18 protein-coding genes and 1 pseudogene are annotated in these 24,492 nt (G+C 62.7%); 17 read left to right on the top strand and 2 right to left on the bottom strand.

The features are described 5' to 3' along the window. Positions 1 to 80: 80 nt before the first annotated feature. From SBA_RS19715 to SBA_RS19670, 10 genes and pseudogenes are all read left to right on the top strand, one after another. Positions 81 to 1,589, top strand: coding sequence for a serine hydrolase domain-containing protein (locus SBA_RS19715; protein ID WP_261937334.1), 1,509 nt, complete (start codon positions 81 to 83; stop codon positions 1,587 to 1,589). A gap of 214 nt (positions 1,590 to 1,803) precedes the next feature. Next, positions 1,804 to 4,503: a TonB-dependent receptor plug domain-containing protein gene (locus tag SBA_RS19710; RefSeq protein ID WP_261937333.1), complete on the top strand. Its 2,700-nt coding sequence runs from the start codon at positions 1,804 to 1,806 to the stop codon at positions 4,501 to 4,503. Positions 4,504 to 4,579: 76 nt separating this feature from the next. After that, positions 4,580 to 6,079, top strand: coding sequence for an amidohydrolase family protein (locus tag SBA_RS19705; RefSeq protein ID WP_261937332.1), 1,500 nt, complete (start codon positions 4,580 to 4,582; stop codon positions 6,077 to 6,079). Between the two features lie 44 nt (positions 6,080 to 6,123). After that, positions 6,124 to 8,097 carry a serine hydrolase gene (locus tag SBA_RS19700; RefSeq protein WP_261937331.1) on the top strand — a complete coding sequence of 658 codons (1,974 nt, stop codon included), beginning with the start codon at positions 6,124 to 6,126 and terminating at the stop codon, positions 8,095 to 8,097. 130 nt (positions 8,098 to 8,227) lie between these two features. Then, positions 8,228 to 9,241, top strand: a complete 1,014-nt coding sequence (locus SBA_RS19695) for a dipeptide epimerase (protein WP_224546904.1) — start codon at positions 8,228 to 8,230, stop codon at positions 9,239 to 9,241. Beyond that, positions 9,177 to 10,058: pseudogene (locus tag SBA_RS19690) on the top strand (peptide MFS transporter); the annotation flags it as partial. The gene SBA_RS19695 and the pseudogene SBA_RS19690, both read left to right, overlap by 65 nt. Positions 10,059 to 10,140: 82 nt before the next feature. Next, the gene (locus SBA_RS19685; RefSeq protein ID WP_315975825.1) at positions 10,141 to 10,539 is read left to right on the top strand and encodes a POT-type proton-dependent oligopeptide transporter; all 399 of its coding nucleotides are present in this window, start codon (positions 10,141 to 10,143) and stop codon (positions 10,537 to 10,539) included. Between the two features lie 59 nt (positions 10,540 to 10,598). Then, the gene (locus SBA_RS19680) at positions 10,599 to 11,642 is read left to right on the top strand and encodes a DUF1611 domain-containing protein (RefSeq protein WP_261937330.1); all 1,044 of its coding nucleotides are present in this window, start codon (positions 10,599 to 10,601) and stop codon (positions 11,640 to 11,642) included. After that, the gene (locus SBA_RS19675; RefSeq protein ID WP_261937329.1) at positions 11,639 to 12,802 is read left to right on the top strand and encodes a YkvI family membrane protein; all 1,164 of its coding nucleotides are present in this window, start codon (positions 11,639 to 11,641) and stop codon (positions 12,800 to 12,802) included. Before SBA_RS19680 ends, SBA_RS19675 begins: the two co-directional genes overlap by 4 nt. After that, positions 12,799 to 14,358, top strand: coding sequence for a serine hydrolase (locus SBA_RS19670; protein ID WP_261937328.1), 1,560 nt, complete (start codon positions 12,799 to 12,801; stop codon positions 14,356 to 14,358). The genes SBA_RS19675 and SBA_RS19670 overlap by 4 nt, the downstream gene beginning before the upstream one ends. A gap of 9 nt (positions 14,359 to 14,367) precedes the next feature. On the opposite strand, the gene SBA_RS19665 is transcribed toward SBA_RS19670, so the two are convergent. Then, the gene (locus tag SBA_RS19665; protein WP_261937327.1) at positions 14,368 to 15,030 is read right to left on the bottom strand and encodes a helix-turn-helix domain-containing protein; all 663 of its coding nucleotides are present in this window, start codon (positions 15,028 to 15,030) and stop codon (positions 14,368 to 14,370) included. Between the two features lie 373 nt (positions 15,031 to 15,403). On the opposite strand from SBA_RS19665, the gene SBA_RS19660 reads away from it, so the two are divergent. From SBA_RS19660 to SBA_RS19630, 7 genes are all read left to right on the top strand, one after another. Continuing rightward, positions 15,404 to 16,048: a helix-turn-helix domain-containing protein gene (locus tag SBA_RS19660; RefSeq protein WP_261937326.1), complete on the top strand. Its 645-nt coding sequence runs from the start codon at positions 15,404 to 15,406 to the stop codon at positions 16,046 to 16,048. A 184-nt stretch (positions 16,049 to 16,232) separates the two neighbouring features. After that, a complete protein-coding gene (locus tag SBA_RS19655; protein ID WP_261937325.1) occupies positions 16,233 to 16,691 on the top strand; it encodes a serine hydrolase domain-containing protein in 459 nt (152 codons plus the stop codon). Continuing rightward, complete coding sequence (locus SBA_RS19650) at positions 16,688 to 18,190, top strand: serine hydrolase domain-containing protein (protein ID WP_261937324.1); 1,503 nt, start codon at positions 16,688 to 16,690, stop codon at positions 18,188 to 18,190. The genes SBA_RS19655 and SBA_RS19650 overlap by 4 nt, the downstream gene beginning before the upstream one ends. Before the next feature lie 128 nt (positions 18,191 to 18,318). Further along, positions 18,319 to 19,362 carry a DUF1611 domain-containing protein gene (locus tag SBA_RS19645; protein WP_261937323.1) on the top strand — a complete coding sequence of 348 codons (1,044 nt, stop codon included), beginning with the start codon at positions 18,319 to 18,321 and terminating at the stop codon, positions 19,360 to 19,362. Next, positions 19,359 to 20,441, top strand: coding sequence for an alpha/beta fold hydrolase (locus SBA_RS19640; protein WP_261937322.1), 1,083 nt, complete (start codon positions 19,359 to 19,361; stop codon positions 20,439 to 20,441). Before SBA_RS19645 ends, SBA_RS19640 begins: the two co-directional genes overlap by 4 nt. Next, positions 20,438 to 22,072, top strand: a complete 1,635-nt coding sequence (locus tag SBA_RS19635; RefSeq protein WP_261937321.1) for an N-acyl-D-amino-acid deacylase family protein — start codon at positions 20,438 to 20,440, stop codon at positions 22,070 to 22,072. The genes SBA_RS19640 and SBA_RS19635 overlap by 4 nt, the downstream gene beginning before the upstream one ends. Positions 22,073 to 22,098: 26 nt before the next feature. Then, positions 22,099 to 23,394 (top strand): metal-dependent hydrolase family protein, encoded by a 1,296-nt coding sequence (locus SBA_RS19630; RefSeq protein ID WP_261937320.1) that lies wholly within the window; start codon positions 22,099 to 22,101, stop codon positions 23,392 to 23,394. Positions 23,395 to 23,486: 92 nt separating this feature from the next. Here SBA_RS19630 and SBA_RS19625 read toward each other — a convergent pair whose 3' ends face one another. Continuing rightward, positions 23,487 to 24,461 carry a fumarylacetoacetate hydrolase family protein gene (locus tag SBA_RS19625; protein WP_261937319.1) on the bottom strand — a complete coding sequence of 325 codons (975 nt, stop codon included), beginning with the start codon at positions 24,459 to 24,461 and terminating at the stop codon, positions 23,487 to 23,489. Positions 24,462 to 24,492: the final 31 nt, after the last annotated feature.

Here is a 24,492-nt window from a genome sequence, read left to right as displayed (position 1 = left end):
AATTGGAAAAGAGTTTGCCGATTATGTTTCATCCTGTATAGAGAAATAATTCCTGATACGAGAATATATGAGGGGCGGAAATGATGCATCTCGACCATCATGACAGGCGCGGGTGGAGGCTCGCCTTGGGCGGCGCCGCGGCCCTTCTGCTGCTGGCGCCGTCCGGCAATATGGCGTTGGCGAAGGCGCCGCAGGCATCGGCGCCCGTCTCCCTCGACAGGAGTCGCATCGTAGGGCTGCCGGATTTCATCGACGGCATTATGGCGCAGCAGATCGCGCAGCGCGAAGTGGCGGGGGCTGTCATTACCGTCGTCTATCGTGGCAAGGTAGTGATGACGCGCGGCTATGGCTTCGCCGATGTCGATCGCGGCATCCCAGTGGATGGGCAGCACACGCTGTTTCGACCAGGATCGGTATCAAAGCTTTTCACCTGGGCGGCGCTGATGCAGCAGGTGGAGGCCGGCAAAGTCGACCTGGATGTCGACGTCAATCGCTATCTCGATTATGCAATTCCGCCGTTTGAAGGCAAGCCGATCAAGGTTCGCGATCTCTTCGCCCACGCTGTGGGGATGAGCGACCTGTCTTACGCCGAAGGGGAATGGGAAAAGGAGGAGGCCTATCAATCCTTCCTCAAGACTCATATTCCCCAGCGGCTCTGGGCGCCCGGCGGAGAGATTTCCTATTCCAACTATGGTGCGGCGCTGGCCGGCTATATCGTCGAGCGCGTGTCCGGCGAACCCTTCCCGGATTATGTGGAACGCCATATTTTCAAGCCGCTTGGCATGACGACCAGCACGTTCCGCGAACCGCTGACGGGTGCCAATGCCGCCCATATGGCGCTGGGCTATGCCTTTGCGGATGGGCGTTACAAGGCGAAGCCTTATGAGCGCTATGACAAGATCATGCCCGCCGGATCGGCCGCGGCGACGGCGCCTGACATGGCGCGCTTCATGCTGGCGATGTTGGGCAATGGCGCGCTGGGTGCGGCGCGCATCCTGAAGCCGGAATCGGTTCATTTCCTCGAAAGCGACTCGATCGCTAACGCGCCGGGGCTACCGGGCATGGCCCATGGCTTCATGGTCGCGCGCGAAGCGGGGCCTCGCCTGGTTGGTCATGGCGGCAACACCATGGATTTTCACAGCTATCTGCTGCTTGCGCCCGAAGCGGATTTTGGTTTCTTCGTGTCGATGACGGGCGGGCAAGGAAGCTATGGGGCTCGCACCGAACTGAGCGACGCGATCGTCGGGCGCCTCTTCCCGCAAGCCCCTGCAACGCGCTGGACGCAGGCTGGCGCGGCGCCACCGGTCGGCGCTTACCGCGTCAATCGTCGCGACTATGCCAAGCCGGCCGATCCGGCGGGCGATCTCAAGCTTTCAATTCAGGGCGAACATGGCCTGCTGGTCGAGGCGCAGGGACGCAAAAGCTATTGGGAGCAGATCGGGCCGACGCTCTATGAACAAGTGACCGGCGCACGAGCGGGTGGCCCCTATGACCGGCTGCTGTTCTACGGCGCGCCGGACGATCTTCGCCTTTCCTTCGGTTCCCAGCCGCACGTTACCTATCATCTGGTCCCGTCCACCGGGAAATGACTCGATCCCACGCCGCCGATCAACTCGATCGGCGGCTTTATTTTTCTGATATGACAATTCTATCTCATTTAGGATTGAATTGTCCTCATATTAATGTTCTTATCCTTCTCACTTGAATCGGAGGAAGCGGTTACGCCAGGCGAGAAATAGGCGAAGTATAAGCGGACGGCCTTGGCGTGCTGCGCCCCTTCGATGGGTGCAAAGGGGTATGAGCATGAAGTCCAACCATTTGTTGTGGCTTGCGGGCACCGCGTTGGCGGGGATCGCAGGCATGTCGCCCGCCATGGCGCAGCAGCCGGCGGAACAGGTCGCAGAATCCGAAATCATCGTAACCGGATCGCGCATCCAGCGGCAGGGGTTCGATGCGCCCACGCCCACCACCATATTGGGGGTGGAACAATTACAGCAGGGCGACCGGCCCAGCCTGGCCCAGGCGCTGAACGACATCCCGCAATTCCGGCCGACATCGACCCCGGAAACCACCACCGGCAACACCACTGCCGCTGCTTCACCCGCCGATTTGCGCGGCTTGACCGCGGTGCGCACGCTGACGCTCCTTAACGGACATCGCTTTACCGGCAGCGCCGATCTGAACAGCGTGCCGCAGAATCTGATCAAGCGGGTCGATGTGGTGACGGGCGGCGCATCGGCCGCCTGGGGTTCCGGCGCGGTCGCGGGTGTCGTCAACGTCATTCTGGACGATGATCTGACCGGCTGGAAAATGGGCGCCAACACCGGCATCTCGTCGCGGGGTGATGGCTACCGTTTCGGCGGCGACATGGCCTGGGGTACGAAATTCGCGGGTGATCGCGGCCATATCATGGTCGGCGGCGAATATCTCAAGAGCAAGGGCGCGTTCGATCGCGATTCCCGGCCGAACCTGAACGGCGGGCTGTTCCAGCGCGCCGACGGCCAGCTCGTGCTGACGGATGACGTCAACTATACCATTCTCAATCGTGGTGGATCGATCCTCAGCACCTCCGCGGTTCCCTATAATCTTGTATTCAACCCGGACGGATCGGTCGGCCCGCTACCGTTGGGCAGCGAAACCTTTGGCCAGCAGACCATCGGCGGCGGTGGACAGAGCATCTATGATTATCTGTCGGTCAGTACCCCCTATGAACGAACCAATCTTTTCGCCCGTATCAGCTACGACCTGACCGACAATCTGAAGATCTGGGCCGAAGGCAGCTATAACCGGATGGCGGGCGACTTCAGCTTCTTTCCGGAAACGCCGATTTCCGTCATCCAGCAAGATAACGCATTCCTGACCGCAACCGCCAGATCGCAACTGGCGGCGGCAGGCGTCACCGGCCCCTTCATCCTCGGCCGTATCCTGGACGATGTCGGGCCGGACGGCATGTTGCGATTCAACTATGCGCGCCGCAATCTGGAAGGGGCGATCGGGCTGGACGGCAGCTTCGGCAATGGCTGGAGTTACAAGCTCTATTATGACCATGGCGAATTGCGAAACCGCCAGACGCTGGGCAATCAGCGTATCGCGGCGCGCTTCAACAAAGCGATCGACGCAGTGCTGGTCAATGGCAGCCCGGTCTGCCGTGTCAATGCGGATGCCAGCACGGGCAATGACGACGCCGCCTGCGTGCCGATCGACATTCTTGGCAATGGCAAGATCAGCGATGCCGGCCGGGCCTATGCCTTTGGCGATGCCTCCTCGACCAGCACCACCAAGCTGGACGCGGCAGGCTTCAGCGTGAGTGGCCAGCCTTTCTCCACCTGGGCCGGTCCGGTCGACATTGCAGTGGGCGGCGATTTCCGCTGGGAAGAATTCGTTACCAACTCGATCGACGCGCTGTCGGCGACCCGCGCTTTCGCTACGCTCAACTATGCGCCCACCAATGGCGGCTTCAACGTCAAGGAATTCTTTGCTGAAGTCGCGATACCGCTACTCGACGTAGCGGACACGGCCAAACTGGAAGTGAACGGCGCGGCCCGCTATTCCGATTACAGCACAAGCGGCGGCATCTGGTCGTGGAAGACTGGCGGTACTCTTCGACTGGTCAACGATCTGCTGTTGCGTGCCGTCTACTCACGTGACATCCGTTCGCCCAGCATCAACGAATATTATTTGGGTCGCGCCACCAACATCGACAATATGCAGGATCCGTTCCGCAATAATTCGGTAGCGCTGAACGTATTCAGCTATACGGGCGGCAATCCGGCGCTCGACCCGGAAATCTCGCACACTTTGACTTTGGGCGGCTCCTATTCGCCGCACTTCGTGCCGGGACTGCGCCTGTCGGTCGATTTCTACAAGATCAAGATTGATGGTGTAATCGTCACGCTTGCACCTCAGGACGTGCTGAACCTCTGCGCTGCGCAGAATCCGAACGACAATCTGTGCGGTGGCCTGATCGAGCGTGACGCCAATGGCGGCCTCGTCTCGGTTCTGCGCACCTATCGCAACCTCGCCCAGTATAAGACCAAAGGGCTGGATATTGAAGCCGCCTATCAGGTGCCGGTAGGGGCGGGGCGTGTCACCGTCCGGTCGCTGGCGACCCATGTCATGGAACTGCTGATCGACGACGGCGTCACCACCACCGACCGCGCGGGTATCGTCGGAGGCGATACGGCCTTCTCCACGCCAAAATGGCGAGTGACGACGTCGGTCGGCTATGATGACCCACATTTCGGCGCGGACCTGCGCGTCCGGCATGTCAGCGGCGGAAAATATACCTATGTGCCCGGTCCGAACGGCCAGTTGCCGCTCAACAACGACATTGGCGGACGCACCTATGTCGATCTTGCCGTCCGCTTCAAGGTGGGCGCCTTCACCCTCTACGGCAACGTCAACAACCTGTTCGATCGCGATCCGCCGCTGTCGCAATATACCAACGCGAATTACGATGTGATCGGCCGCTACTTCTCCGGCGGCGTGAAGCTGAACTTCTGATCGCCCGACAGCGATACGGACGGCGATGGGGTCCTTGCCCGTCGTCGTCCGGCATTCTTGATGAAAGGATCTGAAGATGCGCGCTGCCTATTCTTCCTTCCGGCATGGAGCGGCGGTAGTTGCAGGACTGCTGCTGGCGGGAGAAGCGCTTGCTGTTCCTGCCCCAGGCTATGACCTGATCCTGGCCGGCGGACGGGTGATCGATCCGGATAGCGGCCGGGACGAAATCGCCGATATCGCTATCAAGGATGGACGTATTGCGGCCATCTCGACGGCATCGCTCGGCGGGGGGAGGCGGCTCGATGCCAGGAACATGGTGGTTGCGCCTGGTTTCATCGACCTGCACGCCCATGGACAGGATCCCGTGGCGGAGCGACTGCAACTGCTGGACGGCGTGACCACGGCGATCGACATGGAGATCGGCACGTTGCCGGTCGCCGATCTCCACGCCCGGATGCGGGGCAAGGCTCTCATCAATTTTGGCGCGTCTGCCTCCCACATCTGTGCGCGGTTGCAGGTCCTGTCGGCCAAGTCCTGCGCGCAAAGTGGTCCACATCAGGTTGCGGCCGATCCGGCGATGCTGGCCAAGAGCGCCGACCCCACGCAGGAGAGGCAGATCGCCGATCTGATGGACCGGGACGTGAAGGCCGGCGCGCTCGGCTATGGCCTTGGCATAGAATATGTGCCGGGCGCCGGACGGCGCGAGATTTTCCGCATTTTCCAGGCGGCGGGCAAGACTGGGGCGCCGGTCTTCACGCATGTCCGCAGTCGTCCGCTCGACAAGGCGAGCGGCGTGCCGATCGCGGTCGTGCAGGAAGTGATTGCTGACGCGGCGACCACCGGGGCGTCGCTTCAGATCGTGCATATCGCCTCGACCGGCCTTGGCGACGTGCCGACGCTGCTCGAACTGGTGAAGGGCGCGCAGGCCCATGGCATCGACATTACGACCGAGGCTTATCCCTATACCGCCGGCAGCACCGCCATCGGCTCCAGCTTCTTTTCGGACGGATGGGAGCAGCGCAACGGCGTGAGTTATGAAGCGGTTCAGTGGCCCGCCACCGGCGAGCGGCTGACGCAGGCGACGTTCGAGCGCTACCGCAAGGAACAGCCAGACGCCGCCGTCATCATCCACGTCATCCCCAGCGACATCGTCGATCTGGCCGTCACCGATCCTGTGGTTAGCATCGCATCGGACGGTGTACCCTGGACCACATCGGGCGAGCATCCGCGCGGTGCGGGCACTTTCGCGCGAGTGCTGGGCGTCTATGTCCGCGATCGCAAGCTGCTCGACCTCAAGACCGCGATCGCCAAGATGACGATCATGCCGGCCCGCAGGCTGGAAAAGATATCGCCCCAGATGGCGCGCAAGGGACGCCTCGCTGTGGGCGCCGATGCGGACATCACCGTCTTCGACCCGGCGAAGATCAAGGACAGTGCGACATTCGAAAAGCCGATGCAGGCGTCGGTCGGCATCCGCTACGTCTTGGTCGGCGGCACGTTAATGGCGCGCGACGGGCGGGTAATCGACGGCCAGTTCCCCGGACAGGCCATCCGCAGCGGGCTGGCACAACCATGACGGGACAATCTTCACACAGCTTCAACAGGGAAGGGCGCAGCATCATGCGATGGATGAAATATCTGGCCGCCGGCGCGCTGGCGCTGGCCGGCGGCGTTACCGTGGCGCAACAGGCGCCCCTCGATGCGCCCTCGCTGCTGCCGCAGCCAGCCGCGAGGCCCGGCGCCGTCGTGCCGATTGCGCCCGTGCTCGATGGGCAGCATATGCTGACCAAACAGGATGCCGACGCCTGGCTCGACGGGTTCCTGCCTTATGCCCTGGCACGGGGGGATGTTGCCGGCGCCGTGGTCGTCATCGTCAAGGACGGGCAGGTGCTGACACAGCGCGGCTTCGGCTATGCCGATGTCGCCAAGCGCAGGCCGGTCGATCCGGCCACCACCCTTTTCCGCCCCGGTTCGGTGTCGAAGCTCTACACCTGGACGGCGGTGATGCAGCAGGTGGAGGCAGGCAAGCTGAACCTCGACGCCGACATCAATCAATATCTCGACTTCAAGATTCCGCCTTTCGATGGCAAGCCGATCACGCTGCGCAACATCATGACGCACACGGCCGGGTTCGAGGAAGCGGGCCGCGACCTGATCGGCAAGAGCGATAATATTCCGACGCTGGAAGTCGCCTTGAAGCGCTGGACGCCGCACCGTGTCTATGCGCCCGGATCGACGCCGGCCTATTCCAACTACGCGACCGCGCTGGCCGGCTATATCGTGCAACGGGTCAGCGGTATGCCGTTCGACGACTATATCGAACGCAATATCTTCCAGCGTCTCGGCATGAAATATGCGAGCTTCCGCCAGCCTCTGCCGGCCGCGCTCCAGCCGCACATGGCCACAGGCTATCAGTTGGGATCGGGCGAGGGCAAGCCGTTCGAGATCGTCTCGGTCGCCCCGGCCGGCAGTTCGTCCATCAGCGGCGCCGACATGGCGAAATTCATGATCGCGCACCTTAATGATGGCGGTCCGCTGTTGAAGCCTGAAACGACCAAGCTGATGCATTCGCCCGCCAACGAGCCGCTACCGGGCCTCAACCACATGATGCTCGGCTTCTATGAGGAAAAGATCAACGGCATCAGCGCCATCGCCCATGGCGGCGATACGCGCTGGTTCCATTCCGATCTGTCGCTCTTTCCCAGCAAGAATGTCGGCATCTACATCTCGCTGAACAGCATGGGGAAAGACGGCGCGGTCGGTCCGATCCGCAACAGTTTCTTCAAGCAGTTCGCCGACCGCTATTTTCCCGCGCCTAAGCCCGCGCCCAAGGAACTGGCGACGGCCAAGGCCCATGCGGCGCAGGTTGCCGGCACCTATGGCACCAGCCGTGCGCCGGTCGAAAACTGGGCGGCGATGATGGGTTTTCTCAGCCAGATGGACGTTGGCACGGACAAGGATGGCAAGCTGTCCGTACCCGCGTTCAAGACCATCGGCGGTGCGCCGCGCAAATGGGTCGAGGTCTCGCCCTATGTCTGGCAATCGACCGAGGATGGCGACCAATTCGCGGCACGTGTCGAAAATGGCAAGGTCACGCGGGTCTTCTACGGCCCGGTCGCACCGATCATGGTGTGGGATCCGGTGCCTTGGTACAAGAATAGCGCCTGGCTTAAGCCGTTGGCGATCGGGGCGCTGGCCATTCTGGTTCTGACTGCGCTCGCCTGGCCCGTCGGCGCCATCAACCGCAAGCGCTATGGCGCGAAGCTGGAACTGACGGGTCGTGACCTGGCGCTGCATCGCGTCGTGCCCGCCTGCGCCTGGGCTATGCTGGGGCTACTCGGCAGCTGGGTCGCTGTGGTAGTCATAGCGAGCGATTATGTGACGTCGGCCGGTCTCATCTGGTTCAACCAGATCGCCGGACTGCTGCTCTTCTTCGGCTTCGTCGGCGTCGCCGGCTGGAACGCCTGGCTGGCCTTCAGGAACAAGCGTGGCTGGTTCGGCAGGCTATGGAGCGTGCTGTTGCTCGGCGCCGCCGTCGTCATGCTGTGGGTGGCGCTCGCCTTCCATCTCATCAGCTTCGGCGCCAACTGGTAATGGCGGGCCGAGGCCGGGCGACGCCGCGTCGCCCGGCCTCGGCCAAACTTCCCGACAATCCCTCTTTTCACCCGCGAGCAATGCGCGGGTGCCGGGCGACTTGCGCCCGAACGCTTCAGGAGTTCTTACTGTGACCACCGCTCTGACACTCGACGTGCAAGCCCAGCGGCTCGATTTCAAAGCACCCTTTCGCATTTCGGGTTATGTTTTCGAAGGGCTGGACTGCGTGATCGCAACCCTGTCGGATGGCAGGCATAGCGGGCGCGGCGAAGGCGATGGCGTCTATTATCTGGACGATCGACAGCCCCATATGCTGGCTGAACTGGCGCGGGCGCGGACGGCGATCGAGGCCGGGCCGACCCGCCAGGAGTTGCGCACGATCCTTCCGGCCGGCGGCGCGCGCAATGCTGTCGATGCTGCTCTATGGGAATTGGAAGCGAAACGCGACGGCACGCCGATCTGGGCACTGGCCGGACTGGACGCGCCGAAGCCCGTCGTCACCACCTTCACCCTGGGTGCGGACGATCCGGCGAAGATGGCGCAGGCCGCGGTTGCCTTCGGTCCGGTGCGCGCCATCAAGATCAAGCTGACCGGCGAGCTGGATTTGGACATTGCCCGCGTCGCCGCGATCCGCGCCGCGCGGCCCGATGTCTGGTTGGGGGTCGATGCCAATCAGGGGTTCGCGATCAACGAGCTGGACAGCTTGGTGGCCGCGATGGTGACGGCCAACGTCTCCCTGATCGAACAGCCGCTGGCGCGTGGGCGGGAGGCCGATCTGGACGGCTATCGCTCGCCCATTCCGCTGGCGGCGGACGAAAGCGCGCTGACACTGGAGGATGTGCCGGGACTGGTCGGCCGCTTCGACGTGGTCAATATCAAGCTCGACAAATGCGGCGGCCTGACCGAAGGGTTGATGATCGCCAAGGCTGCGAAGGCCGCCGGGCTGGGCGTGATGGTGGGCAATATGGGCGGCTCCACGCTCAGCATGGCGCCCAGCTTCCTGCTGGGACAATTGTGCGACATTTGCGATCTGGACGGCCCGATCTTTCTGAGCGCCGACCGCGATCCCGCCATAAGCTATGACGAGGGCATGGCCTGGTGCGACGAACGCATGTGGGGCAGGGAAAGCCCGGACGCGGTATGACCTTCGCCGGGATTTTCGACCAGTGACGGGTGCGCAGGCGGAGCGCAGCTGGTTCGGCCAGCCGCCAGGGCTCACCATCCTGTTCCTGACGAACATGTGGGAACAGTTTTCCTATTTCGGCATGCGGGCGTTGCTGGTCTATTATATGACCCGGCAACTGATGCTGGGGCAGGGGCAGGCGTCCTTTGTCTATGGCGCTTATACCGCCTGCGCCTATTTCACGCCGATCGTCGGCGGGGTGGTTGCGGATCGCTGGCTGGGCAGGCGTCGCGCGGTCACGATCGGCGCATCCGTCATGGCAGCGGGTCATTTCATGATGGCGTTCGAACCGCTCTTCTACCTCGCGCTTGCCACCATCGCGCTGGGCAACGGACTGTTCCTGCCCAGCCTGCCGAGCCAGATCAACGATCTTTATGCGCCGGGCGATCCGCGGCGAGGCTGGGCCTATAATGTCTATTATGTCGGCATCAATATCGGCGGTTTCCTGGCGCCTCTGATCTGCGGGACGCTGGGTGAAATTTACGGCTGGCATTATGGCTTCGGCGCGGCCGGGATCGGCATGTTCGCGGGTCTTGCCATCTATCTGCTGGGGCAGAAGCGCCTGCCGTCCGAGCAGGTTGCGCCGATTGTGGTGCAGGATGGCATGACCGTATCAGCCGGGAATAATCGTCAACTCTGGTTGGTGCTGGCGGCGGTGGGCCTGTGCGTCACCATCTTTCGTGGCGCTTATGAGCAGGTGGGCAATACCGTGGCGCTTTGGGCCGGCAATGGGGTGGACCGTAGCGTTGGCGATGTCGCCATCCCCATGACCTGGTTCCAGTCGCTCAATCCCCTGCTGGTCATGCTCCTGACGCCGCCGTTGCTGGCGCTGTGGCGGCGGCAGGCGGCGGCGGGGCGAGATGGCGCGCCGCATGGCGCAGGGCGCTCTTCTGGTCGGGCTCGCTTATGTTCTGCTGGCGCTCGTCGCCTGGCAGGCAGGGGAAAGACAGGCGGCCTGGTTGTGGCTGGCGCTCTTCTTCCTCATCTTCACCGTAGGCGAACTGTTCATCCTGCCATCGGGTCTGGGTCTGTTCGCGCGCCTCGCACCGCCGCGCCTCGGCGCGACCACGGTAGCGGCCTGGTATCTCACCATCTTTGCCGGCAGCCTGAGCGCCGGGCTGGTCGGCACGCTGTGGAGCCATATGGCCCATGGCAGCTATTTCGTCCTGCTGGCCGCCCTCGCTTGCCTGGCCGCCATTCTGCTCCGGCTGCTCGATCCGGCCATTCGTCGCATCGACCGCAACTGGACCGATAAATAAGTTGATTATTCTCCAATCAGGATCATAATGTCCTGAATAGCAAAAATTGGATATTTGATATGACGATGCGGCAAGGCGGGTTTGATATGGGAACGCTGGTTCTGCCCCGCCCCTATCTGCTGTTCTTAGGCGATGCGACTGAATGTGGTTTCGCGAAGACCGCGCTGGGTCTGGCGGACTGGGCGCCCAATCTGTGCTTAGGGGAATATGGTCTGCCAGGCTGCACCGTGACTGCCGGCCTGCCGCCGCTGACGCCGGCCGAAGCGAGGAGCAAGGGCGCTCGCGCGCTGGTGATCGGCGTGGCCAATGTGGGTGGGGTCATCCCCGATCAATGGATGGACGCACTGGTCGAAGCGCTGGACGCCGGTTTCGATCTGGTCAGCGGTATGCACGCCAAACTCGCCAGCTTCCCGCGCCTTGCCGATGCGGCCGCAAAGGCTGGACGGCAATTGATCGACGTGCGCACGCCTCCGTCCGGTATTCCGATCGCGACCGGGCGCAAGCGTAGCGGCAAGCGGCTGCTGACGGTCGGCACCGACTGCGCGCTGGGCAAGAAATATACGGCCCTTGCCATCGCCGATGGCTTCAAGGCGCGCGGCGTCAATGCCGATTTTCGCGCCAGCGGCCAGACCGGCATCATGATTGCGGGATCGGGCATGCCGATGGATTCGGTGGTTTCGGATTTCCTTGCCGGCGCAGCCGAGATACTGAGTCCCGATGCACCACAGGAACATTGGGACGTGATCGAAGGTCAGGGGTCTTTGTTCCACCCCGCCTATGCCACCGTATCTCTGGGCTTGCTGCATGGTAGCCAGCCGGACGTCTTCATTGTCTGTCATGAGGTCGGCCGCACCGGAATATTGGGTGTCAGCGGATATAGCCTGCCCTCCATTCCTCAAGTGATCGAGCAGACCGTCGTCATGGGCCGACTTACCAATCCGGCGATCCGTTGCGCGGGGATCAGCCTCAATACCTCGTCGCTCGATGCCGTCGGCGCTGCAGCCGAAATCGATCGGCTATCGACCGAGCTTGGCTATCCGGTCGCAGACCCGATCCGGCGCGGTGCGGCCTTCGAGCGGCTGCTGGATGCCTGCCTCGCATGAGCGGCGCGGGAGAAGCGCAGGCGCAGGGGGCACGGGGCGCAAGCTGGTTCCAGCGCTTCCTCCTGCCCGGCTTCGCGCTGAAGGCGGTCATTATCGGTGGCGGCTATGCGACCGGGCGGGAACTGGCGGAATTCTTCCTGCCAAGCGGCCCCTGGGGCGGGCTGGCCGGGATGATCCTGGCGATGCTGATCTGGAGCATCGTCGCCGCCGTGACCTTCCTCTTCGCCCGTATGGTCGGCGCGCGCGACTATCGGAGCTTTTTCGAGGCTCTGCTGGGCCGGGCCTGGTTCATCTTCGAGATTGGCTATCTGCTCTTCATCATCCTGATTCTGGCGGTCTTCGGCGCGGCCGCCGGGGCGATTGCAGAGGTGGCGTTCGGCGCCGCGCCGATCGTCGGCACGTTGGCCTTGATGGCGGGCATCGGCCTGTTCGCGACCTTCGGCAACGCCTCGGTAGAGCAGTTGTTCAAATGGGTCTCCTTCCTGCTCTACGGCGTCTATGCGCTGCTCCTGATCCTGGCACTGTCCGGCTTCGGCGACCGGATCGGAGCAGGCTTTGCGGTGCCGGCCCCGGCAGATGGCTGGGCTCTGGGTGGACTCACCTATGCCGGCTATAATATCATCGGCGCGGTCGTGATCCTGCCGGTACTCCGACACATGCGCTCAGATCGCGACGCGGTGGTGGCCGGCCTGATCGCCGGGCCGCTCGCCATGGCGCCGGCGATCGCCTTCTTCATCTGCATGATCGCCTTCTACCCCGGTATCGCACAGGAAGTGCTGCCGTCCGATTTCCTGCTGGGCCAGCTCGGCAGCCCGACCTTCCACCTGCTCTTCCAGTTGATGATCTTCGCCGCACTGCTGGAAAGCGGCACCGGCGCGGTCCATGCCGTCAATGAACGCATCGCCAAGGCCTGGCATATTCGGCGCGGCGCAGTGCTGGGCAGTCCGGCGCGGCTGGGCATCGCGCTCGTCATCCTGACCGGCTGCATGTTGGTGGCCGACCGGGTCGGCCTGGTGGCGCTCATCGCTACCGGCTACCGCGCCCTCGCCTATATCTTCCTTACCGTCTACGTCCTGCCGCTACTGACCATCGGCCTTGTCCGACTGGCGCGCCGGCGGCACGCCGTCCCGCCGTTCGTTGCTCAAGAGGAAGTCGCATGAAGCGCCTGTTGATCGCCTTCGCCCTTGCATCCACGTCAGTCCATGCCGCTCCGCCGGCCGATTTCGACGCCCGCGTCGAGGCGCTGCGCCAGGCGACCGGCGTTCCCGGCCTGGGCATCGCCATCGTGGAGAAGGGAAAGACGGTCCTGGCCAAGGGCTATGGCGTCAAACGGCTGGGATCGTCCGATGCGGTGACGCCGCACACGCTCTTTGCGACCGGATCGACTGGCAAGGCTGTGACGGCGGCGGCTCTGGCGACCCTGGTGGATCAGGGCCGGATCGGCTGGGACGACAAGGTGATCGACCATCTGCCCGGCTTTCAGATGTGGGATAGCTGGGTCACGCGCGAAATGACGATCCGCGACCTGCTGGTCCACCGCTCCGGCCTGGGACTGGGTGCGGGCGACCTGCTGTTCGTGCCGCGCAGCAACCTGTCGCGCGCAGAGGCCGTGCGACGACTGCGCTATATCAAGCCGGCTACCAGTTTCCGCAGCGGTTATGCCTATGACAACATCCTCTATATGGTCGCAGGCCGGCTGATCGAGACGGTTACGGGCAAGACATGGGAAGCCTATGTCAAGGACCATGTCTTCAAGGCTGCGGCCATGACGGATTCGGTCAGCGACGATCCCGATCGTTTCGCCAGTCCCGATCGCGCCCAGCCCCATGCACGCATGAACAGCGGGCTGCGCGGCGCGGGCGATCAGGGAGTGCTGGACGAGCGCGACGGCCTCGCCCGCAACGCCGCGCCGGCGGGCGGGCTGGCGGTCAGTCCGGTGGACATGGGGAAATGGCTGGCGCTGCAACTGGCCCAGGGCAAGCTGCCGGATGGTGGCCAGCTTTACAGCCCTGCCCAGGAGCAGGAGATGTGGCGGCCGACCACGTTGATGCCGATCGCGCCCAAGCCGCCCGAACTGGCGCTGACCCAGCCTAAATTCTACAGCTATGCGCTGGGCTGGATGGTGCAGGATTATCGCGGTGCGAAGATTCTCCAGCATGGCGGCGCGGTCTTCGGTTTCCAGACCATGGTCGTGCTGATGCCTGAACAGGATGTCGGATTTGCGGTCGAGATCAACAGCGAGGATGGCGAACTCGTCCAGGGGCTGGTGTATGAACTGCTCGACCATTATCTCGGCTATCCATCGCAGGACTGGCCTGCGAAATTCCGTGCCTTCAAGGCCAGGAAAGTCGCCGACGGCCTCGCCGCGTTCAAGGCCAAGGGTGCCGCACCGGCTCAATCCGGCCCCTCATTGCCGCTCGCCCGCTATGCAGGCACCTATCGCGACGCTTGGTATGGCGACATCATCGTCGGGCAGGACAAACAAGGGCTGACCATCGACTTCCGCTCCACACCGCGTATGGGCGGGCGACTCACCCATTTCCAGTATGACAGCTTCCTGACCCGCTTCGACGACAAGACGATTGAGCCGGCCTATGTCAGCTTCGGGCTGGATGCGGATGGCAAGGTGGAGCGGGTGACGATGAAACCGGCCTCGCCCATTGCCGACTTCAGCTATGACTATCAGGATTTGCTCTTTACGCCTGTCCAGCCGTGACCGTCGGCATCAGCCTTTGCGTGGCGCGCGCTTCTTGACCTCACCCTTGGTCACATGATGATGCGCGTCATGCATCAGGTTCGACAGATCTTCTTCCGCGCTCGACATCACGCCGATGGTCAGTGTCTCCTTATAGCCCGGCGCACACACATAGGCATGACCCATGCCGGAATCGATATAGATGGATTCGCCGGCTTTTAGCTCGATCGGGTCGTAAAATTCCGTGTGGACGATGATCGCGCCCTCCACCACATAAATGAATTCCTCACCCGAATGACGGACAAGTTGGCCGAACTCTTCGATCGTCTGGGCGTGGATGCGCGTGACGACCGGCACCATCCGCTTCTGCCGCAATTCGGTGCAGAGATAATAATATTCGTAGTTGGACGTATCGACGCGCACCGCATTGTCGAGCGTCCCGACGCTTCGGCGACCCATGATGGCGGCCGGCAGGGTCGCGTCCGCCTCCACGAACAAATCGGCGATGCTGATGTTCAGCCGCTCGCTCAATTGCAGCAGCTTGTCATAGGTCAGCGACAGCCGGTCATGCTCCACCTTGGACAGGGTGGATACGGGGATACCGGACCGCTGGCTCATTTCCTTCAAAGTCCAGCCATTGCGGGTACGCAGATCCGTAATCACCGCGCCCAGGGTCCGTCGACCGCCTGCCATTCAAATCGCTCCTGTGTCTCACCCTGCACGAATGGACTTTCATGTCCTATTCGGAAAAACTGCACCCGTAATAGCATCGTCGCGCCGCAATGTGCAATGCGCGCAGCGCTTGTCACAGCGCTGCGTTACTTCCTGACAGGCATGCTAATCTTCGATGGCGGGACCATCGTACACCGAACGCGGCGAACATGGGCGAGATCCATTCGGCCATCGAAAAATAAGTCCTGACAGGACAATCATGCTGTAGCGATCAACAGGCATTTCCTTTGCAATCCATGACGCCATAACCGCTTACGAGACAGGATGGAAAATTTATGCTAATCGAGAAAATCGCGCCCATATCTCGGGTCGGATCGGAATTAAGCGGATACGGATGAAACGCATTCCCAAGCCTGGTGTCGACAATAATCCTGGCGCTTTTCTGCGGGAATTCCGGATCGCCAACGGTCTTACGCTGGCAGAGGCGAGCCGCAAGACCGGCCTTCCAGTCTCGACATTGTCCAAGGTGGAAACCGGGAAGATGTCGCTTAGCTACGAGAAGTTGGTGAAGGTCAGCGCCGGGCTGGGTATCGATATCGCCCAGCTTTTCTCGGCCGCCGCATCCGTGGCGCCGGTAACCCATGTGCCATCGGGTCGTCGCAGCATTACGCTGGCGGGGGCGGGGCCGACGATCGAGACTGCCGCCTATACCTACACCTATCCGTCGGCGGATCTGCTGAACAAGCGGTTGAACCCGATGATCCTGAACGTGGCGGCCCGGTCGATTGAGGAATTCGGCGACCTGATGCGACATCCTGGCGAAGAATATGCCTTCGTCATCCAGGGGCAGTGCGAATTTCACAGCGACATCTACGCGCCCTCTGTGTTGAAGGTAGGGGATTCCATCTATTTCGACGCCTCCATGGGACATGCCTATGTCGCGGTAGGGCAAGAGCCCTGCCGCGTGCTGTGCATCTGTTCGGCGAAGGATAGCGAACTTAAGTCGAATCTGCACCCGACCGGGAGCGACAGGCCGTAGGACGGTCGGTCGCACGCCAGCCTTCATCCCCGTCGTCACTTCCCCAGCCGCACGTGTGAGCCGGGCGAGCCGTCATATCCGGCCTATTGACAATATTGCACTGATATTGTCAGATTGGAAAAATTTTCCATAATGGAAATTATCGCGCCGTATCCGGCGCAGGCGGGCGGCGAGAGGGGATAACATGCGCGGACTATGCGGGTTGATCGGTATGGCGATGCTGGCATGGGCGGGACAGGCGATGGCGCAGCGCGACGCGGTGCATGCATCACGGGTAACGCCGCAGTCGTCGCGCCCCGTCGCGCATATATTGGACAAATCCGATGTCGATGCCTGGCTGGACGGCTATATGCCCTATGCGTTGCAGCGTGGCGATGCCGCCGGGGCGGTCGTCGTGGTGGTCAAGGACGGCAAGATACTGACCAAGCGCGGCTTCGGCTATGCCGATGTCGCGACGCGTCGGCCCGTCGATCCGGACATGACCCTATTCCGTCAGGCATCGATCTCCAAACTGATCACCTGGACCGCCGTGATGCAGATGGTGGAGCGGGGCAAGATCGACCTCGACCGGGACGTGAACGCCTATCTGGATTTCAAGATCCCCGACCGTTCGGCAAGCCCGTCACGATGCGTAACCTCATGACCCATCGTGGTGGCTTCGAGGAAGTCCAGCGCGGCCTCAACAGCTATGACATCAAAGATGTACCTCCGCTCGACATCGCATTGAAGCGACAGATCCCGATACGCATCTTCCCGCCAGGTACGACGCCGGCCTATTCCAACTATGGCACGACGCTGGCGGCTTATATTGTGCAGCGCGTATCGGGCGAACCGTTCGATGCCTATGCGCAACGGCACATCTTCACACCGGCGGGCATGGTGCGCTCCAGCCTCAGCCAGCGTCTGCCCATCGACCTACAGTCGCTGGTGGCGAACGGCTATGGTCGCGGATCGGGCAAGCCTACCCGTCTGGAACTGAACAGTTTCTGGCCGGCCGGCGGCATGAGTGCATCCGGCGTCGACATGGGCCGTTTCATGATCGCCCATCTGGATCATGGCGGCGTGCTGCTGCGGCCGGAAACGGCGCGGCAAATGCACGACACGATCCTGAAAGCCATTCCGCCCCTCAACGGCATGGCGCTCGGCTTTTACGAACAGAATATCAACGGCCGCCGCGCGCTCTCTCATGCCGGGGACACATTGACCTTCCACAGCCAGTTGTGGCTTTTGCCGGACGACAATGTCGGCATCTACATGTCGATGAATGCGGCGGGTACGGACAAGGTTTCGGGGCCGATCCGCAGCTACTTGTTCGACGCCTTCGCCGACCGATATTTTCCGTTCGATCAGAAGGACGGTCGCGTCGATGCCGCAACCGCCAAAGCCCATGCGCGCATGATGGTGGGCACGTACAATAAGACGCGTCGACTGGAGAACAGTTTTCTTAAAGCGATGGAGTTGAGCAGTCAGATCAAGGTGGGGCTGGATGCGCAGGGCGGCCTGCTCGTGAAGGCCGCGCCAGGACTGGCCGGGCAGCCCCGCACCTGGATCGAGATCGCTCCCTTCGTCTGGCGCGATAGCATGAGCAAAACTCGGCTCGCCGCGCAGGTCGAAAATGGCAAGGTCGTGCGCTTCGGCCTGGACAGTTCGTCGCCCTATCTGCTGTTCGAGCCAGCACCCTGGTATCTGTCGTCGGCGTGGCTGACGCCGGCGTTGCTGGTCAGCCTTGTCACCCTGTTCCTCACGGCCTTGTCCTGGCCGATCGTCGCGCTGGTGCGGCGGCGTTACGGGGTTCAGCCAATGCTCACTATCGCTCAATGGCGCGCCTATCGGTCAACGCGCGGCTTTGCCGGACTCGCCATCGCGCTTCTGGTCTGCTGGCTTTGGTTCAGCAGCGTCCTGCTTGGCGATTTTTCGTCGATGAACGGTGAACTGGATTGGGCGTTGATCGCGCTGCAGGTGGCGACGCCGCTGGTCCTGACGGGATTGTTCGGCGCGGCCCTCTGGAATGCCGGGTTGACCTGGCGGCGTGGCGGCGGCCGATTTGCGAAAGGCTGGAGTCTGGTGCTGATCGTCAACGCGGCCATCTTGTTGTGGATCGCGATCGGCTTCCACCTGATCGGCTTCAGCGTGAATTTCTAATTAGAGAATTTATTGGTTGAAATTCTCATAATAGAAAATATGGTAGTGAAAGATGAACGATGCCGGCCATGATGCAGAGTCGCGATGCGGGCGCGCCTCATGCCGGCATCCACTGACAGGTGAGACAGGTGTTTCTTCAGACCATATCCGATGCCGCCGGGGCCACTGCCCTGCCCCAGCCCTATCTGCTCTTCCTTGGCGATACGGTCGAGCCGGGCTTCGCCAAAACTGCCTTTGGCCTGCGCGACTGGGCGCCTGAAAAATGCACGGCGGAATATGCGCTGCCGGGCGCGACCGTCACGACCGGCCTGCCGGCCATGAGCCCTGCGCAGGCGCATCAGGCGGGTGCCCGCGCGCTGTTGATCGGCGTCGCCAACAGCGGCGGGGTGTTGCCCGACAATTGGTTGCCGGCATTGGTGGAAGCGCTCGAAGCGGGCCTGGATATCGTCAGCGGCCTCCATATGCGGCTCGCGGAATCGCCCATCCTCGCGGACACCGCGGCGCGTCTTGGCCGACGACTGATCGACGTGCGCCATCCGCCCCACGACATAAAGATCGGAACCGGGCGCAAGCGCAGCGGCAAGCGTCTGCTGACGGTCGGTACGGACTGCGCACTGGGCAAGAAATATACGGCTTTGGCCGTCGCCCGCGGCTTTGCGGACCGTGGCGTCGACAGTGATTTTCGCGCAACCGGCCAGACCGGCATCATGATCGCGGGCGGGGGCATCCCGATGGACGCGGTGGTTTCCGATTTCGAAGCCGGCGCCGCAGAAATGCTCAGTCCCGACTCCGCGCCTGATCACTGGGATGTGATCGAAGGGCAGGGATCGCTGTTCCATCCCGTCTATGCCGCCGTCTCCATGGGCCTGCTCCATGGCAGCCAGCCTGATTGCATCATCGTGTGTCATCACCCCGGCCGCACCGAAATGCTCGGCACACCGGGCTATGCGCTGCCGAGCGTCGAAGAGGCGATCGATCTCAACCTGCGGGTCGGAGGACGGACCAATCCCGCCATCCGGTGCGCCGGCATCGCCTTCAACACCGCTTACCTCGATGAGGGCGAGGCTGTTGCGCTGATGGCGGAAGAAAGCCGCCGACTGGGTTTGCCCGTCGCCGATCCCATCCGTCGCGGCGCAGCCTTCGACCAGTTGATCGACAACTGCCTGTCATGACCGCCAGCCCCCCCAGGCCTGGCGGATGGGCGCGCACCCGGCGATGGACGCTGCGGATCATGCTGGGCCTTGTGGCGCTGCTGCTCTGCCTTCTCATCGCGGGCGCGCTCTACGAAGCCTGGGGGCGGTACAGCGCCGCGCGGCTTTATCCACCGCCGGGCAAGCTGGTCGATATCGGCGGCCGCCGCATCCATATCGATTGCCGTGGCACCGGCTCTCCGACCGTGATCCTGGAATCCGGTCTCGGTTCGGGTGGATCGGTGGACTGGGCGCGCGTCCATGATGCGCTTGCCCGCCATACCCGCACCTGTGCCTATGACCGCGCCGGCATCATGTGGAGCGATCCCAAGCCCGGTCCGCAAAATGCCGCCGCCGTCGCGGAGGATCTCCACGCCACCCTTGCGGCGGTGGGTATTCGCGGTTCGCTGGTCCTGGCGGGCCATTCGATCGGCGGCCCCTATGCGCGCGTCTATACCGCTCGCTATGGCGATCAGGTGGCCGGGTTGGTCATGGTCGATGCATCGCATCCCGATCAGGTGGCGCGCTTCGCTCAGGTCATAAAGGCCAATGTCGATCCGACCAGGATGTTGGGCGTGATGCGCATCGCGACCGGCTTGTCCTGGACCGGTGTCGTCCGCCTGCTCACCGGCAAAGATGTGCCGAACCTGCCCCGCGAGGCGGGGGCGAAGATCGCAGCCTATACCAGCGTTTCGATCAGGGGCGCGCGGGCGGAACTGGAAGGTTTCAACCGGACCATGGACCAGGCTCGCAGCGTCCGCAGTTTCGGCGACCGGCCGCTCGTCGTGATGACCGCTATGGCGCCTCTTACGCCTGCGCAATTGAAAGGGCTGGATCTGACGTCGCAGGATGGCGCGCGGATGAAGCAGATATGGAAAGCGCTCCATAACGAGATGACCGCCATGTCGAGCCGGGGACACCAATTGATCGTGCCGGATGCCGGCCATTATATCCAGATCGACCGGCCCGATATGGTGATCGCCGCGGTCGATCAGGTCGTAGACGCCGTTCGCGCCGATGAGGCGCACAGGCAGGGCCTTCAGCAAGGGGAAAAACCATGATCAAGCATGTCCTATTATGCAGCGCCATGTCGTTGCTGCTCATTGCGAACGCGCCTTCTCCGGACCCCTCGGTTTCGGATTATGACATCGTGATCCGCGGCGGTCGCGTGCTGGACGGGGCGGGCAATCCCTGGGTCCGGGCCGATGTCGCGGTCAAGGACGGACGCGTGGTGCGGATCGGGCAGGTCGGCGGCCATGGCGCAAAGGAGATCGACGCCAAGGGCCGCTATGTCTCCCCCGGCTTCATCGACATGATGGACCAGTCCGGCGGTGTCCTGCTCAAAAATGGCGCGGCCGAGAACAAGCTGAAGATGGGCGTCACCACCGTCATCGCGGGCGAGGGCGGGACGCCGGTCGAGGCGTCGCAAATCCCGACCTATTTCACCCAGTTGGAAAAGCAGGGCATTTCCGTCAATTTCGGCTCTTACTATTCCACTACCCAGGCCAGGGTGAAGGCGATGGGCGATGGCGCAGGCAATCCGACCGACGCGCAGATGGACATCATGCGCAAGGAAGTGCGCACCGCGATGGAGGCAGGCGTGTTCGGCGTGACCAGCGCTCTCATCTACCCGCCCAGCAGCTTCGCCACCACGGCGGACCTCATTTCGATGGCGAAGGTGTCGGCACAGTGCGGCGGTTTCTACGCCACCCATATGCGCGATGAGAGCGCCGATCTGGTCAAGGCGGTCAATGAAGCGATCGAGATCGGCGAAAAATCGGGTGCGAAGGTCGAAATTTTTCACCTCAAGGCCGCCTTCGCCCCCGGTTGGGGCGCGCTTATGCCACAGGCCATCGCCGCGATAAATGCGGCGCGCGCGCGCGGCGTCGACGTGGCCGCTGCCCTGTATCCCTACACGGCTGGCGGCACCGGGCTGGAGATCATCGCGCCCAGCTGGGTCTGGGCCGACGGCGTGCAGAAGGGCATCGAGCGCCTGCGCGATCCCAAGCTACGCGAACGGATGAAGAAGGAAGTCGCTGCCGGCTCCATGCCCGGCTGGTCGAACCTGGTCCAGGCGTCGGGTGGCTTTGGCAACGTCATCCTCGCCAATAGCTTCAGTAAGAAATACGCCCCCTATCACGGCCAGAGCCTGGAGAAGATCGGCGCCGCGTTGAAGCGTGATCCGGCCGACGTGGCATGGGATATATTGCTGGAAGGCCTGCCGAACCGTTCCGTCGCGCTCTATTTCATGATGAACGAGGGTGATATCGAAACCGCGCTGCACCAGCCCTGGGTCAGCATCGGCAGCGATGCCGCTGCGTCGGAGAAACTGGGCCAGATGGATGCGCTCGGCCTGCCGCATCCGCGCGCCTACGGCACCTTTCCGCGAGTCATCGCCGAATATTCCAAGCGCCGCCCGGTGATTTCGCTCGAGGATGCGGTGCGCAAGATGACCGGCTGGCCAGCGCAGCGCATGGGCCTCACGGATCGCGGGCTGATCCGCGACGGGATGCGCGCCGACATCGTCATCTTCGATCTCGACAAACTGGACGATGTGGCGAGTTGGGACAAGCCAACAGCGTTGCCGACCGGCATCGATACCGTGCTGGTCAATGGCGTCGTCACGGTGGAGGGTGGCCAGCATAATGGCGCGAAGGCCGGCGTCATATTGCGCCATGGCTGCAACGGCTGAAACGGCGATTGGGGAGGACTGAAGCGATGAAGACGATAATCCTGATGGCGATGGCGACCAGTATGCTGGCGTCCCCCGCAGTGGCGCAGGGCGGGGCGTCCGGCGTTCGCACCTATATTCAGGCCGGTCGCCTGCTTGCCGATCCGGCCAGCGGCCGCGTCGACACGAACAAGACGATCGTGGTGGAAGGCGGCAAGGTCTTGGAAATCCGAGACGGCTTCGTTGGTGAAGGCAAGGTGATCGACCTGCGCGACGGCTTCGTGCTGCCCGGCTTCATCGACAGCCATGTCCATCTGACGTCGCAGTCCGGTCCAGACAGCCGGCTGGACGGTGTGACGAAGTCGACCACGGCGCAGGCATTCGACGGCATCGTCTATGCAAAGCGCACTGTCCGCGCAGGCTTCACCACCGTTGCGGATCTCGGCTCCGATCCCGAAGCGATCAACGCCCTGCGCGATGCGATCGCGCAGAAGAAAGTTGTCGGCCCGCGCATTCTGGCCGCAGGCGTTGTCGCGGCGCATGGAGGCCATGGCGACGTCCATGGCTATCGGCAGGAGATACTGGACCTGTTCCGTCCGACGACCCTGTGTTCAGGCGCCGACGATTGCGCCCGCGCGGTGCGGCAGGCAGTGCAGCAGGGCGCGGATGTCATCAAGACCGCCTCGACCGGCGGCGTCATGTCTGACACGGCAGCAGGACTCGGTCAGCAGATGAGCGACGCCGAACTCGCCTCTATCGTCGAGACGGCGCACCGGCTGGGCCGCAAGGTCGCTGCTCATGCACACGGGACGGACGGCGTTAATGCCGCCTTGCGCGCGGGCGTGGACTCGGTCGAGCATGGCACTTATCTCGACGCCGAATCCATCCGGCTGTTCAAGGCGAAGGGCAGCTATCTGGTGCCGACCCTGCTCGCCGGCGACACGGTGACGCGGCAGGCCGAAACGGCCGACTGGATGCCCGCCACCGTCCGCGCCAAAGCGCGCATCGTCGGTCCGCTGATGATCGATGCCGTGCGCCGCGCGCGGGCAGCGGGCGTGAACATGGCTTTCGGCACCGATTCCGGCGTGTCTGCCCATGGCGACAATGGTCGCGAATTCGCGCTGATGGTGCAGGCGGGCCTGCCGCCGATCGATGCGATCCGCGCCGCCACCATATGGGCGGCCGCCCATGTCGGCCTGGACCAGGAGATCGGTTCGATCAGCACCGGCAAGGCGGCCGACATAATCGCGGTAAAGGCCGATCCGCTGCGTGATATCCGTGCGCTCGAAACCATGGCCTTCGTGATGAAGGGGGGCGATGTCGTTCGTGCGCTCGACGACTAATCCTTTTCCAGGGCCGATCTGAACAATGGTGAGGTGGCGCCGGTCATCCGCCGATCGCTGCGGTCCAATTCCAATTCTGTATCGAAATCGGATTACAGGCCGACGTTGACATATGCCGCGACCGTCTGATGAAGTTCGCCGAATATATTTTCGTCTGTCCCCGCGCACATCCTTACTCTGTCGCCAAAACGAAGAAAGGGTGTGACGGGCTGGCCCTGTGCGATCATTTCGATCGCCCGACGCTCCGAAATGCAGGTCGATCCCACCCTGTTGAAATCGACATCAGAAACCGTCCCCGAGCCGATGATCGTTCCAGCGCACAGGTGCCGCGTCCGGGCGGCATGGGCTATCAATTCGTGGAAACCATATTCCATAGCTTCGCCCGAAGGATGGCCGAACCAGTCGCCATTGATTTCGACGCGAAGCGGCAGGCAGACCCGGCCATCGCGCCAACGGTCGCCCAGTTCGTCCGGCGTTATCGCGATCGGCGCGGCGCTGCAGGCAGGCTTGGCCTGTATCCAACCGAAGCCTGTCTTCATTTCCTTGGGCGCGACGGCGCGTAGCGACCAGTCGTTGATGAGCAGGATGAGGCGAATATGGCCCATCGCCTTGTCCGCCGAACAGCCCATCGGCACATCGTCGGTGACGATGCCGAATTCCCCTTCGAAATCGATGCAGTCCGCTTCGGTGGGGAAGGCGACATCTTCGCGCGGGGCCAGAAAGCGATGGCTCATGCCCTGATACATGAGGGGGAGGTCGGTTTCGATGGGCGGGTGGTTGAATGCCCGCTCCATCAGGACGCCGTGATTGGCGAAGGCCGACCCGTCCAGCCATTGCCAGGTGCGCGGCAGCGGGGCGAGGAGCGTGGCGTGATCGAGGCTTTCGCCGCCGCCTTCCTCCAGCGTGGTCGAGAGGGCGGCGGCGTCATCCAGCAGCGCGTCCCAATCGGTGATCGCATGCAACAGGTTGGGCCAGCGCGCGCCCAGCGGGAGGCAGCGCGCGCCATCGTGCGAAATGAGTATCAATTCTCCGTCGGCCGTGCCGTTGGCGCGCGTTGCGAAACGCATGGGTCCGCTTCCTTCCAATAATATCGTAGGA

Source organism: Sphingomonas bisphenolicum, from assembly GCF_024349785.1.
Classification (GTDB): domain Bacteria; phylum Pseudomonadota; class Alphaproteobacteria; order Sphingomonadales; family Sphingomonadaceae; genus Sphingobium; species Sphingobium bisphenolicum.
This window is presented reverse-complemented; position numbering and strand designations above follow the sequence as displayed.

Coding starts and splice junctions, on each gene's coding strand:
- SBA_RS19715 (WP_261937334.1), top strand. CDS start 81: ATGATGCATCTCGACCATCATGACAGGCGCGGGTGGAGGCTCGCCTTG.
- SBA_RS19710 (WP_261937333.1), top strand. CDS start 1,804: ATGAAGTCCAACCATTTGTTGTGGCTTGCGGGCACCGCGTTGGCGGGG.
- SBA_RS19705 (WP_261937332.1), top strand. CDS start 4,580: ATGCGCGCTGCCTATTCTTCCTTCCGGCATGGAGCGGCGGTAGTTGCA.
- SBA_RS19700 (WP_261937331.1), top strand. CDS start 6,124: ATGCGATGGATGAAATATCTGGCCGCCGGCGCGCTGGCGCTGGCCGGC.
- SBA_RS19685 (WP_315975825.1), top strand. CDS start 10,141: ATGGCGCGCCGCATGGCGCAGGGCGCTCTTCTGGTCGGGCTCGCTTAT.
- SBA_RS19680 (WP_261937330.1), top strand. CDS start 10,599: ATGACGATGCGGCAAGGCGGGTTTGATATGGGAACGCTGGTTCTGCCC.
- SBA_RS19675 (WP_261937329.1), top strand. CDS start 11,639: ATGAGCGGCGCGGGAGAAGCGCAGGCGCAGGGGGCACGGGGCGCAAGC.
- SBA_RS19670 (WP_261937328.1), top strand. CDS start 12,799: ATGAAGCGCCTGTTGATCGCCTTCGCCCTTGCATCCACGTCAGTCCAT.
- SBA_RS19665 (WP_261937327.1), bottom strand. CDS start 15,030: ATGGCAGGCGGTCGACGGACCCTGGGCGCGGTGATTACGGATCTGCGT.
- SBA_RS19660 (WP_261937326.1), top strand. CDS start 15,404: ATGAAACGCATTCCCAAGCCTGGTGTCGACAATAATCCTGGCGCTTTT.
- SBA_RS19655 (WP_261937325.1), top strand. CDS start 16,233: ATGCGCGGACTATGCGGGTTGATCGGTATGGCGATGCTGGCATGGGCG.
- SBA_RS19650 (WP_261937324.1), top strand. CDS start 16,688: ATGACCCATCGTGGTGGCTTCGAGGAAGTCCAGCGCGGCCTCAACAGC.
- SBA_RS19640 (WP_261937322.1), top strand. CDS start 19,359: ATGACCGCCAGCCCCCCCAGGCCTGGCGGATGGGCGCGCACCCGGCGA.
- SBA_RS19635 (WP_261937321.1), top strand. CDS start 20,438: ATGATCAAGCATGTCCTATTATGCAGCGCCATGTCGTTGCTGCTCATT.
- SBA_RS19630 (WP_261937320.1), top strand. CDS start 22,099: ATGAAGACGATAATCCTGATGGCGATGGCGACCAGTATGCTGGCGTCC.
- SBA_RS19625 (WP_261937319.1), bottom strand. CDS start 24,461: ATGCGTTTCGCAACGCGCGCCAACGGCACGGCCGACGGAGAATTGATA.